General features: G+C 58.9%; 11 protein-coding genes. 1 reads left to right on the top strand and 10 read right to left on the bottom strand.

The features are described 5' to 3' along the window. Positions 1–598: 598 nt before the first annotated feature. Both KI810_RS13035 and amrS read right to left on the bottom strand, forming a co-directional pair. Positions 599–2,752 carry a PAS domain-containing sensor histidine kinase gene (locus KI810_RS13035; RefSeq protein WP_214175994.1) on the bottom strand — a complete coding sequence of 718 codons (2,154 nt, stop codon included), beginning with the start codon at positions 2,750–2,752 and terminating at the stop codon, positions 599–601. A gap of 160 nt (positions 2,753–2,912) precedes the next feature. Next, positions 2,913–3,929, bottom strand: coding sequence for an AmmeMemoRadiSam system radical SAM enzyme (amrS, locus tag KI810_RS13040; RefSeq protein ID WP_214175995.1), 1,017 nt, complete (start codon positions 3,927–3,929; stop codon positions 2,913–2,915). A 383-nt stretch (positions 3,930–4,312) separates the two neighbouring features. On the opposite strand from amrS, the gene KI810_RS13045 reads away from it, so the two are divergent. Then, positions 4,313–4,465, top strand: coding sequence for a hypothetical protein (locus KI810_RS13045; RefSeq protein ID WP_214175996.1), 153 nt, complete (start codon positions 4,313–4,315; stop codon positions 4,463–4,465). Positions 4,466–4,595: 130 nt separating this feature from the next. Here KI810_RS13045 and rodA read toward each other — a convergent pair whose 3' ends face one another. The 8 genes from rodA to hldE form a co-directional block, all read right to left on the bottom strand. After that, entirely contained in the window at positions 4,596–5,696 is a 1,101-nt protein-coding gene (rodA, locus tag KI810_RS13050; RefSeq protein WP_214175997.1) for a rod shape-determining protein RodA, read from the bottom strand. Then, entirely contained in the window at positions 5,693–7,621 is a 1,929-nt protein-coding gene (mrdA, locus tag KI810_RS13055) for a penicillin-binding protein 2 (protein WP_214175998.1), read from the bottom strand. Before mrdA ends, rodA begins: the two co-directional genes overlap by 4 nt. Continuing rightward, on the bottom strand, positions 7,618–8,106 hold the full coding sequence (mreD, locus tag KI810_RS13060; protein WP_214175999.1) for a rod shape-determining protein MreD: 489 nt from the start codon (positions 8,104–8,106) through the stop codon (positions 7,618–7,620). The genes mrdA and mreD overlap by 4 nt, the downstream gene beginning before the upstream one ends. 10 nt (positions 8,107–8,116) lie before the next feature. After that, on the bottom strand, positions 8,117–8,941 hold the full coding sequence (mreC, locus tag KI810_RS13065) for a rod shape-determining protein MreC (RefSeq protein ID WP_214176000.1): 825 nt from the start codon (positions 8,939–8,941) through the stop codon (positions 8,117–8,119). A 74-nt stretch (positions 8,942–9,015) separates the two neighbouring features. Continuing rightward, a complete protein-coding gene (locus tag KI810_RS13070) occupies positions 9,016–9,504 on the bottom strand; it encodes a dTDP-4-dehydrorhamnose 3,5-epimerase family protein (protein WP_214176001.1) in 489 nt (162 codons plus the stop codon). After that, the gene (rfbA, locus tag KI810_RS13075) at positions 9,501–10,400 is read right to left on the bottom strand and encodes a glucose-1-phosphate thymidylyltransferase RfbA (RefSeq protein WP_214176002.1); all 900 of its coding nucleotides are present in this window, start codon (positions 10,398–10,400) and stop codon (positions 9,501–9,503) included. The genes KI810_RS13070 and rfbA overlap by 4 nt, the downstream gene beginning before the upstream one ends. Positions 10,401–10,497: 97 nt before the next feature. Beyond that, entirely contained in the window at positions 10,498–11,061 is a 564-nt protein-coding gene (gene gmhB, locus KI810_RS13080; protein ID WP_214176003.1) for a D-glycero-beta-D-manno-heptose 1,7-bisphosphate 7-phosphatase, read from the bottom strand. Next, positions 11,062–12,534 (bottom strand): bifunctional D-glycero-beta-D-manno-heptose-7-phosphate kinase/D-glycero-beta-D-manno-heptose 1-phosphate adenylyltransferase HldE, encoded by a 1,473-nt coding sequence (gene hldE / locus KI810_RS13085; protein ID WP_214176004.1) that lies wholly within the window; start codon positions 12,532–12,534, stop codon positions 11,062–11,064. Positions 12,535–12,539: the final 5 nt, after the last annotated feature.

A 12,539-nucleotide genomic window follows, 5' to 3' on the forward strand; every position in this document is an offset into this window, starting at 1 on the left:
CGGAAAAAATGGATTTCAGAAAACCTGCATCACCTCCTTAGACGGGTATTCAGATGGAACCGGCTGTTTCCGTGAACCGCACGTGTCGGCGGTCGCGAACAATCGTCTCCCTGTCCTGCGATTTTGCCGCAATGGCACTGTACACACGCACCTCTGGTGCATGATCGACAGTCCGGCGCAATTCACTGGCACGCGGCTCGCGATTATTGTTCTGCTGTCAATGTGAGCGGGGTTCGTTTCTACGGCTGGGTTTCACAGTGGTGCGGACCGGAAGGAGGGAAGATTCGCTGCCCAGACTCCATGTATTAGCGAGTTCCAATACATGATACGGGCACATTCTAGTCAACGAGGAAGCTTTGTCAATAAAAAAATTTTAATTTTTAAATATTAACCAGTTAGGCAGGAGACATGACGTTTCTGTTCAACGACAAAGATATAACAGACTGTAATTGCTTGTTTTAAGTTGAAACTGATGCAGAACAACAGGGGGGAATGGGGGGGTGATTGCAACGTCGAATTACGTGTTATGGCGGAGACATGGAACGGTCAGGTTGTTGTGAAACGAATACCCTGGGGCCAGCGGATCGGGGGACTGAATTCAACGCTTAAAGGAGAAATAAAAAGTTGCCCCCTTTCCAACCTCCGCTTCGGCCCATATGCTGCCGCCATGGCGCTCGATGATGCGCTGCACGGTTGCCAACCCGATGCCCGTGCCGGGGAAATCCTTCGCAGCATGCAGACGTTTGAACGGCGTGAAAAGCCCGTCGGCATTTTTCATATCAAACCCGGCGCCGTTGTCGCGCACGAAGTAAACGGTCTCGCCGTCTCGCACGGAGACGCCGAATTCTATCCTTGCAGCGGGGGTGCTGCGGGTATACTTCCAGGCGTTACCCAACAGGTTTTCCAGGGCAACTTTCATCAGTCGCGGATCACAGAAGACCATCACGCCGTCTGCAATACGAAAGTCAACCTTCCGCTCGGGAGCAGTCATGGCCAGTTCGGCGGCAATAGTCATTGCCAGACCGCTCAGGTCGACCTCAGCCAGGTGCATCTCGCTTCTGGTGACACCCGACAGCGTGAGGATCGCCTCGATCAGTTCCTCCATATGCTCGCTGCCGTCGCAGATGGTATGGAGGAACATTCTGCCATTTTCATCGAGTACATCGCCGTACATCTCGGCGAGGGCCTGCCCTGCTGCGTAAATACGGGTCAGAGGGGAACGGAGGTCATGGGAAAGGGTGTAACTGAACGATTCCAGTTCCTTATTCGATGCAAGCAAATCCAGAGCCTGCTGCTGCAGGAAATCGGCCTGGGCCTTGAGTTTCTGTTCCGCTTTCACGTGCGGAGTAATGTCCCTGACCACTTCAATCCCGGCTATGATGCTCCCCTCCGAGTCCCGCAACGGCGACGCCGTGACTTCAATGGGAATACCCGAAGGGAGCACCTTGAACAGTTTATGGATCAACCCGTCGTTGTAGCTCCGGGAAACGGGGCATCCCTCGCAGATGTTGTCCCGGCAGGAGTATGCCTCGTAGCAATGTTTTCCGATGAAACTGCCACCGACAATGTCCTGGTGGACCTTATTCTGGTAGAGCACCGTGAAATCGAGTCCCTGGATACTGACGCCATCCCCCATGGCGGCGATAATGGCATCCGACTTGTTCTTTTCCTCCACCGCACGGTTTTTCGCCGCATGAAGTTCCGTATTCGCCGTCTGCAGTGCGGCAGCCCGTTCCGCCAGATCCTGACTGAGCGCTTCGTTCTCCTGCTCGATGCGTTTACGCTCGGATATATCCCGTCCTACGACGATAACGTCCCCACCCGCAATCATGGTAAGGGAAATCTCCATGGGGAAGATACTTCCGTCCTTCCGCCTGCCGACCAACTCGCCGCGCCATCTCCCCTCCCCCAGGAGAACGGGCCTGTCGTCGTGTTCATAACGTTCCGTTTCCGCGGGAGGCATGAGAATCCGCCACGACACCCCCAGAAGTTCAGCGGGAGAATCATAGCCGTACAATCCGGCAAAAGACTGGTTTACGTAGACAAATCCCCTCCTGTCCTGGTAAATGGCCATCCCGTCAATGGAAGCTTCCATGGCGGTCTGCTGCTGACGAAGTTTCTCCTCTGCTTCCCGCCGCTCGGTTATATCCCGGACCGACTCTATGCCGGCAACGATGGCACCGTTGGCATCCCGCAGGGGAGAGGAAATAATCTCGACATAACGCATTCCCCTTTCCGTGACGGCACTTGCCTCGCGGCGATGGCGCAAGCCGTCCCGGAAAGATATGGCCAGATGACACCCTTCACACACGGCATCTTTATGCTGGTAAGCAGCGTAGCAGAACTCGCCGACATGCTCTCCCATCAACTCCCTGTGCGCCTGGTTCTGGTAGAGGACCTTGAAGTCAGTATCCTGAACGCTGATCGCGTCACTCATGGAGGCCAGAATCGCCTCGGAACGGGCTTTTTCTGTTTGATACTGCTCCTGGGTCAGATAAAGAGACTTCTTCATCTCCCCCTGCAGTCGGGTCACCCTCCACACGTACCACGCGAGCAGCATCAGCAGGCAGACGACTACAAGACGTGCCAGTACGTGGTGGACCGTAGTCGATGCCGTTGCTTGCGCCAACGCCTCCTCTTTGAAAAAAATGGAATCAAGGAACTCATCGGTCAGCAAGAACATGACCACGAGAATGATTCCCAGCAGTATGTACTTTCTGCTATTCAGGTTGTGGTCCGCCGGTCTGTCCATGAATCCCCTGCTTGCGAAGACGGTTGTGACCGTACTTCGTACTGCTTGAATCGGGCCGAAAACCATTTCAAATACATCACAATCACGTTAATACTCCATAACACAACCCGATTCCCAAATCAATAACTATCGAATAATTCACGCATAATACAAAATCACTCTACTCCCAGACACCGGCTAATTCTGCTGTGCAATGGGGACAGGCTCCCTTTCGCAGCCCGTTGTCGGCGATGGTATAGCCGACACGCCGAATCACCAGTTCGCCGCAGCCGGGACAGAAGGTGTTCTCTCCCCCCTCTCCCGGCACGTTCCCTTCGTACACATAACGCAGACCGGCATCCAGACCGATCTGGCGAGCCCGGCGCAGGGTAGCCACCGGCGTGCGGGGACGGTCGGTTAGCTTGAACGTGGGGTAGAACTGACTCACGTGCCAGGGAGTGTCCACGCCGACCTCATCCGCGATGAAACGGGCTATCCCCCGCAGCTCCTCGTCCGCGTCATTCCAGCCCGGGATGATGAGGGTGGTCAGCTCGATCCAGACCCCCGACCGTTTGTACTCCAGGACGGAGGCGAGCACTTCGGCCAGCATGGCGTGCACCACCTCGCGGTAGAACCGGTCCGAAAAGCCTTTGAGGTCGATATTGGCCGCGTCCAGGTAGGGACGGATATGGGCAAGGGCCTCGGCGGTAATGTACCCGTTGGTGACGAACACGTTTTTCAGCCCCGCCCGGTGGGCAAGAACCGCCGTATCGTAGGCATACTCGAAAAAGATGGTCGGCTCCGTGTAGGTGTAGGAAATGGAACGGCAGCCGGCAGCCAGGGCCTTCTCCACGATGAGCGCCGGAGGGAGTTCACTGCCGGTTATCCGGAGGGTCTTCCCCTCCGTCGGTTGGGAAATGGCGTAGTTCTGGCAGTGGAGGCAGCGGAAATTGCACCCCACCGTAGCGAGGGAAAATGACCGGCTCCCCGGCAGGAAATGGAACAGGGGCTTCTTCTCGATGGGGTCAACATGTTCGGCCACCGCCTTGCCGTAGACCAGGGTATAGAGCGTTCCCGAACGGTTTTCCCGCACACCGCAAATGCCGCACCCCCCATCGGCAATCAGGCAACGGAACCTGCACAGGCCGCAGCGGACCTTGCCGTCCGTAACTTTTTCGTAAAACATCGCTTCCCGCATGGCGAACCTCCTTCCGCAACGAGAATAGTATATCAAGAGCCCAGCGATTTACCCTGAATACAAACCTGAGTTTATTTGCTTCACATAAGAAAATTTTTCGCCGCGGCAACGTTTTTACCATAGCCTGAAACAATCCTCACTCCGAGGCTTCACAATCCATGTTTTACTCAAATTTATCAGAGCAATTTCAAGCAGTTGCATGCACGTAAACTTGGTTTCCCTGGAAATATGCCTACTTATCCAAAATAACGATTTGCCCCACAACCTCCCGCAACAGATAAACTGTTGTTATATTGAGCTTTTCTGCAAAATTCCCCTTGCACGTAACGCTTCGGTTCATTATAGTTACCGGTAAGAATAGTATTTTCATGAAAGGAACACCGATGAATTGCCCCATCTGCAACAACAGTACCGGTATCGAGATCGACATGCATTCGGACGGCTACGCCAGGGACATCCTGGAGTGCACCAGCTGTAATGCACTCTGGATAGTGGCAGCCGATGACATCATCCTGCTCAACAAACTCGTCGCGTAGGCTAGTTTTTGCTCGACATCATACCCCTTCCCATGCCGGATAACCCATGGGAACAGCAGCGTGGCACAAACGCAAAAGGCCGCTCCCCCAAGGGAACGGCCTTTTGCGTGGCGCAATCGTGAAATTGCCGTCAGAACATGAACCTGCGCATGCTGATGTTGAGCAGTATCCCGACCCCGACCATGGAGGTGACCATGGAGGTGCCTCCGTAGGAAAAGAACGGAAGCGGGACGCCGACGACGGGGAACAGGCCGATCACCATCCCCATATTGATGACGACATGCCAGAAGAGCATGGCGGTCACCCCCACCGCCAGCAGGCTGCCGAATCGGTCGTTGCAGCGGCTGGCGATCTGCAAACCCCACAGTATGAGAAAAAGGTAGAGCAGGAGCACCACCATGCAGCCGAGGAATCCCCACTCTTCTGCAAAGACGGAGAAGGCGAAGTCCGTGTGCTGTTCGGGGAGAAAGCGGAGCTGGGTCTGGGTTCCCTGCAGATATCCCTTGCCGGCCACCCCTCCCGAACCGACAGCTATCTTGCTCTGAATGATGTGATAGCCGCTTTTCAACGGGTCACGCTCCGGGTTGAGAAAATTGAGCACCCGGTTTTTCTGGTAGTCCCGGAGGAGGAAGTGCCATGCGAGGTAGATGGAGGGAATAGCCGCCAGCACTACCGACAAGACCGTTGTCCAGCGCAGTCCGACGTAGATGAGCATAGAACAGGCGATGAGCACCACGAGTATGGCAGTCCCCAGGTCGGGCTGTTTCATGATGAGGAGCGCCGGCCCGCCGAGCAGGAGCGCCGGGTAGAAAAGCTCGCGGAGAGTGAGCCCCTGGAACACAGGGTAGCGGCTGAAATAACGGGCAAAAACCATCACGATAACGATCTTCATCGGCTCCGACGGCTGGAGGCTGAAGAGGCCGAGGTTGAGCCAGCGGGTGGCCCCCATGGACGTCTTGCCGGCAAAGAGAACAACGACGAGGAGAAACAGCACGACACCGTAGAACCAGAAAGCAACGTCCTCCAGCATGTGATAATCGATGCTGCATACCATGACGACGAGAAACAGACCCGCCAGGATCCAGTAGAGCTGTTTGATGAAGTACGGAGTGGTCACCACCGTGTAGGACGCCGACGCACTGTAGATATTGAAGACCCCGAGCGCTGCTATCAGCAGGGTAAGCCCGAACAGCGTCCAGTCAAAATTGGTAAACAATCGTCGATCGATCATGGCTGCCCCTTCTCCGGTACCGGTACGCTTTGGCTGTTTTCCGGTGCCACCGCACCACTCTCCGCTCCCCCCTCATCTTCTTCGTCGCCACCGCCCTTGACCGGAGCCTTGATGACCCCCTTCCCTTCGAAGTAGGCCCGCAGGATCCGGCCGGCGATGGGGGCCGCCGCGGAACCGCCATGTTCGCCATGCTCTACCACGACGGCCACGGCAACTTCCGGTTTGTCATAGGGGGCAAAAGCGACAAAGAGGGCATGGTCCCGATACTGGTACGGCACGCCCCCTTTACTGTCGCGCATTTTGACGACCTGTGACGTACCGGTCTTCCCCGCCACCTTCACTTCGTAGAGACGGGCCATACCGCCGGTGCCCCGCGGTTCGTTGACCACCGCCAGGAGCCCCTGTTTCACCGGGCGGTATATTTCCGGGCGGAGCGCCACTTTCTTCAGCACTTCGGGAGAGAACTCCCGTAGCACCTGGCCATCCGGGTCCACAACCCGCTTCACCAGATGCGGGCGGTAAACGGTCCCTTCGGTCGCCACGCCTGCAATCATGGCCGCGAGCTGAAGCGGCGTCGCAAGGGTATACCCCTGGCCGATGGAGACCGGCAGGGTTTCCCCCCGGAACCATTTCTTATTGTATTTCTGCTCTTTCCAGGCGGTTGTGGGAATGAGTCCCCCCTTCTCATTCTCCAGCCCCACACCGACGGGAGACCCCAGGCCGAACTCCCGGGCATAGGCGGCAATCCGGTCGACCCCGAGCCGTTCTCCCAACTGGTAGAAGTAGACATCGCACGACTCTTTGAGAGCCCGTTTCAGGTCGACCACCCCGTGCCCCTTCTTGTCCCAGCACTTGAAGGTATCTTTGCCGACGGTATGAGCCCCCTTGCAGACCACCGTCGTGTTCTCGTCGATGAGCCCCTCCTGCAATCCGGCCAGGGCGGTGATGATCTTGAATGTCGATCCGGGGGGATATTGCCCTTTCAGGGCCTTGTTTTCGAGGGGATGACGCTTGTCGTCCAGGTACGATTTCCACTGTTGGGGAGACATGCGGCCGGTGAACAGGGAGGGGTCGAAACCGGGATTGCTGACGAAAGCGAGTATCTCGCCGCTGTTGACGTCAATGGCCACCGCGGCGCCTGCCTTGTCGCCGAAAGACTGCTCGGCTCGCTTCTGCAGGTCACGGTCAATGGTGAGGACTATGCTGTTGCCAATCGTCGGACTCGTCTCGCTGATAGTGCGCAGATACCTTCCGCGGGCGTCGACCTCGATCTGCCTGCCACCGTCAGAACCGTGGAGATAGCGTTCCCAGCTCCGTTCGATGCCGCTCTTGCCGACGTAATCTCCCGGGTTGTAGGACCTGAACTCCTCCTTGTCCAGTTCAGCTTCGGATATCTCCCCCAGGTAACCGAAGAGATGAGCGGCCAACTGGCCGTTGCCGTACTCCCGGATCGGCTTCATCTCCACATCGAGACCAGGGAGCCGCAAACGGTTCTCTTCCAGAAATTCCAGCTGCTCGCGGCTGATACCCGAGGCGATGACGATGGGATAAAACTTGGCGCGCCCCTTCCCCTTTTCCCACTTGGCCCGCAGTTCCTCCGGGTCGAGAGCGAGATACCGTGCGAGGCTTGTCAGGAGCGCCTCCTTGTCCCTCACATCCTGGGGGACCACCGCCACGCTGAAGGAAGGGGTATTGTTGACGAGCACATTGCCGTTGCGATCGAGGATTGCGCCGCGTGACGCCGCCACGGGGACGAAACGGAGCCTGTTGTTCTCGGAAAGTTTGCGCAGGTTGTCCGATTCTATGATCTGCAGATACCAGAGGCGGGAAAGGAGCACGAGAAACACGGCAGCAACGGCGATAGACATGCCTAACACGCGGCGGCGGGGCTCCTTTACCTCACGTATGTAGCGTTGCCCTTTCATTGCTGAACCACCGCTCCCCTGCGGGCTGCCAGAGTGAGCACGACCGAGGTGACAAGGGCGTTGACGAGCGCCTGGGGAAGCAGGGGAGGAAGTATGGCGGAATAGATACCGGGAGCGGCGGAAAAGAGGATGAGCAGCAGGAGCTGAAGTATTCCGTTGCCGATGGTCGCCAGGAACACCACGAGTATCATCAGGTAACGGCTGTCGGTATAGAGCCGGTGGGCAATGCTCTGCAACAGGATGTACATGACAAGATAGGTGAAACCGTTGAGCCCGAGGTAGAGGCCACTGAAGGTGTCCTGCAGGAGCCCGAGCAGGAAGGCGGCAACCCCTCCCAGGGGAGGCTGCTTGCGTAATCCGACCCAGGCGACGATGGTTACCAGGATGTTGGGCTGGAACGGGTCACGCAGGTAGGCAGGCAGAAGCGTCACCTGCAGAAGGAGGGCGACGGCAATGACAACGGCTATTTTCACGAATCTCAGCATGGGCAGACCATCAGTCACTGCGCTGCTTAAGCAGTACGATGACCTCTTCGAGTCGGGTTATGTTGACCGCAGGACGGACTTCAATGGTCTGAAAGATACCGTATTCGCCCTTCTTTACCATGGCAACCTCTCCAACCGCCAGTCCCTTGGGAAAAACACCGCCGACCCCCGAAGTGATGATCGTGTCGCCGACCTTCACATCCTCTTCCCGCAGGGTAAACTCAAGGGAACAGCGGCCACTCCCCTTCCCCTTGACCACGCCGCGGGCGCGCGACCTCTGGATCATTCCGGCCATGGAACTTGCATTATCCGTAAGCAGAAGGACCCGGGAACTGTTGCCCGCCACCTTGACCACCTGGCCCACCACCCCCTCCGCCGCAACCACCGGCATCCCCTCCTGCAGACCGTCGGCTTCACCACGGTTGATGGTAAGGGTCTGGAACCAGGGGGCACCGTCTTCTCCGATAACAGACGCCGTCAGGGCCGGGACCGGCAGGGAGTTCTTCAGGTCCAGGAGCTTCTTCATCCGCTCATTGGCCAGAAGCGCTTCACGGCTCTCCAGGAGGCGGCCGTTGAGGATCTTGACGCTCTCCCGCAGTTCCTTGTTCTCCCGCCGCACATCCACCAAGGCCACATAGTCGTTCCAGACACCGACAACCGCCCGGTTCACGGCGGCAATCCCGCCGTGCAGCGGTGCTGTGGCATTGAGCACGAACCGCTCGAAGAGATTGGCATGCTCACGGTTCTTCAGGTTGAGGGAGTAGAAAAGGAACGCCAGCAGCACGATCCCCCCCGTCACCAGGTGGATGCGATATTTTTTGAGAAGTTCCCACATATCAGGCCAGAAATTCGCAAGGGGAGACAGCCTGTCTCCCCTCCGTCACACTCGTTTTCATGGTTAATCCACGGTCAGTCGAGACAAAAGGGTGAGCCAGCCTCTTCCTCATGGCGGATCTCGTCCACCGGCGACTTCTTGCTTTCACCGGCATAGAGCCGGTTCGGAGCATTGAAAACAATGCCGTTGTCTCCGCCGATGTTCCGGTAGGCGTGAACCACCCCCGGAGGGACAATCACCATGAGTGGGCTGTCCACACCCGCATAGAGCACCTGCCTGACTCCACACGTGGGGGATTCCGGGCGGTGATCCCACAGGTAGACCTTGAAGTTCGACGGTCCCATGAAGCAGAAATAGTCGGTCTGGTCCAGATGCTCGTGGGGGCCGCGGGCAACTCCCGGCTGGGTCATGGAGAGATAGGCCATGACCGGCATCACCTGGGGATCGATCTCGTCACTCCGGAACAGTTCGGCAAGCCACCCCCGCTCATCGAGGAACTTGGAGAGCGGGCGCACCACCACGTCGTGAATTTTTCCCTTGGTAAACTCCCGGGGCCGGCTCATGGCTTCCCCCCCTTTCCGCACAGTTCGGTTTCGTTGTATACTCGCACCAGGTACTCGCGGTAACCGGAGTTGGGGGTGTTGTCGATGGCCCGCGCCATCCCCTGGCAGTCGATGAACCCCATGCGAAGGGCGACCTCCTCCAGGCAGGCGATCTTCAACCCCTGGCGCGCCTCAAGGGTGCCGATGAAATGGCTCGCCTCCAGCAGGCTCTGGTGGGTGCCGGTATCGAGCCAGGCAATTCCCCGGCCGAGTTTTTCCACCTGCAGTTCGCCACGGCGCAGGTATTCCAGGTTGACGTCCGTGATCTCCAACTCCCCCCGGGGGGACGGGGCCAGATTCCGGGCGATCTCCACCACCTTGCCGTCGTACAGGTAGAGACCCGGCACGGCGTAATTGGTTTTGGGCCGGGCCGGCTTTTCCTCGATGCCGATGGCCTTCCCTTGGCTGTCGAACTCCACCACCCCGTACCGCTCCGGGTCCTGCACGTAGTAGCCGAATATCTTCGCCCCCGAGGTAAACCGGGAGACGATCCGGTCCAGCTCCATCTTGCCGTAGAATATGTTGTCGCCAAGGATGAGACAGACCGGATCGGTTCCGATGAACTCTTCCCCGACCAGGAATGCCTGGGCGATCCCCTTCGGTTCCGGCTGGACCTTGTAGGTAAGACGGATCCCCCAGCGGGAGCCGTCACCCAGGAGCGCCTCGAAACGGGGGGTATCGTGGGGGGTGGAGATGATGAGGATATCGTCGATCCCCGCCATCATGAGGGTTGCAAGGGGGTAGTAGATCATCGGCTTGTCGTAGACCGGCTGCAACTGCTTGCTCGCAACCAGCGTGAGGGGGTAGAGCCTGCTCCCCGCCCCACCGGCAAGGATGATCCCTTTTTTCAGCGCCATAGTCTTCCGCCTTCGTTACGTGAATTTCAGCGGCGAATCGCCGCTAACCAGCCCGTGGTATCACAGCACGGGAAATGCCGTCAATGCTTCTGCGCCATCAAACACGCGCCGCGACGATCGCTTCCGCCGCCGCCAGGAGGTCATCGCAAACCGGCACCTCTTCCGGAACCTTTTCCGACGCCCTTTCTCCATAACCGGTCCTGACCAGGACGGGGCGGCAGCCGGCAGCCAGTCCAGCTTCCACGTCGGCAAGCTTGTCGCCGACGATGTAGGAGCGCCCGAGATCGAGCCCGAAATCGCGGGCTGCCTGGACGAGCATCCCCGGCAGGGGTTTGCGGCAGTCGCACACCGTGCGGTACGGTCCAATCCCCTCCACGGGATGATGGGGGCAGAAGTAGTAGGCGTCCACGCCGGTGTCGTAGCGGGCCAGCTCCCCGTCCAGATGCCGGTGCAGCGCCTCAACCGCCTGCTCATCATAATAGCCGCGGGCCACCCCCGACTGGTTGGTGACCACGATCACCCGGAAACCGGCCGTACGGAGAAGCCGGATCGCCTCCGGCACCCCGGGAATGAACTCGAACTCCTCGGGGCGGTGCAGGTACTCCTTCTCCACGTTGATGGTCCCGTCCCGGTCGAGGAAGACCGCCCGCTCACTCCTCACTCAGGACTCTCCATATGTCTGGAGTATTTTTTCGATGATATTCGTCGTCGACTTCCCGTCCACGAACTCTACCAGTTCCACCCTGCCGCCGTAGGACTCGACCACATCCTTCCCCACGACCCCTTCGGGGGTGTAATCCCCCCCCTTGACCAGCACGAGCGGTTTGAGGGTTTCGATGAGGCGCAGGGGGGTGTCCTCATCGAAGATCACCACGTAATCGATACAGTCGAGGGCGGCCAGGATGTGGGCACGCTCCCCTTCGCCGATCAGGGGGCGGCGCTCCCCCTTGAGGCGGCGGACCGACGCATCGCTGTTCAGCCCCAGGATCAGCAGGTCGCCGAGGGCTCGCGCCTTCTGCAGGTACTTCACATGTCCGGCATGGAGGAGATCGAAACAGCCGTTGGTGAAGACGACCCGCCTCCCCTTTCGCTTCTCCTCGTCGATGATGCCGGCCAGCACGTCCAGGTTCTTGATCTTGGTGTCGCTGTCCCGGTGGCCGTGGCTGACTTCGTTGATGATCTCAGCGGGGGAGACGGTGGATGTTCCCACCTTGCCAACGGCTATCCCTGCGGCAACGTTGGCCAGACGGGATGCCTCGCCGAAACCGAGACGGCAGGCCAGTGCCAGACCCAGCACCGCCAGGACCGTATCACCGGCGCCGGTGACGTCAAAGACCTCCCGGGCAACGGTCGGTATATGGTCGATGCCGCCATCCTTGAGGAAGAGGGACATCCCCTGCTCGCTCCGGGTGACGAGCAGGCCGTCCAGCGCCAGGTCGCGCAGCAGGGCGGTTCCGGCCCCGATCAGGCTCTCATCGTCATGGATGGGGGTGCGGGAGGCGATCTCGGCCTCCTTCCGGTTGGGGGTGAGGATGGTAGCCCCCCGGTACTTGGCGTAATCGTTCCCCTTGGGGTCCACCACCACCGGCACCCCCGCCCGTCGGCCGCATTCGATGAGATTCGCCAGCACGCGGTGGGTCAGGACCCCCTTGAGGTAGTCGGAGACAAGCACGACATCGTAGTTTTTCACATTGGCCTGGAGATGGGCGAGGACGCACGATTCAAACTCGGCGCCGAGGGGTTCCCGGGATTCCCGGTCGATCCGGACGATCTGCTGGTTGGCGGCGAGCACCCGGGTCTTTTTGCTCGTGGTCCGCTCCAGGTCCTCGAACAGGCCGCTCACATCGACCCCTTTGCCGCTGAAGGCATGGCGCAGGATGGTGCCGTTGTCGTCGCCGCCGATGACGCTGCAGACCCCCACCCGGCAGCCGAGGGCAACCAGGTTGTTGATGACGTTCCCCGCCCCGCCGAGCCGCATGTCCTCACGGGTGATATCCACCACCTGGACCGGCGCCTCCGGAGATATGCGCTCGGCCCTCCCCCAGAGGTACTCGTCGAGCATCAGGTCGCCGACGACCAGGGCCCTGATCTCCCGCGCCCGGGCAAAAAGCGATTCTATTTCCTTGCGTTCCATTGACC

Source organism: Geomobilimonas luticola (assembly GCF_018476905.1).
Classification (GTDB): Bacteria; Desulfobacterota; Desulfuromonadia; order Geobacterales; family Geobacteraceae; genus Geomobilimonas; species Geomobilimonas luticola.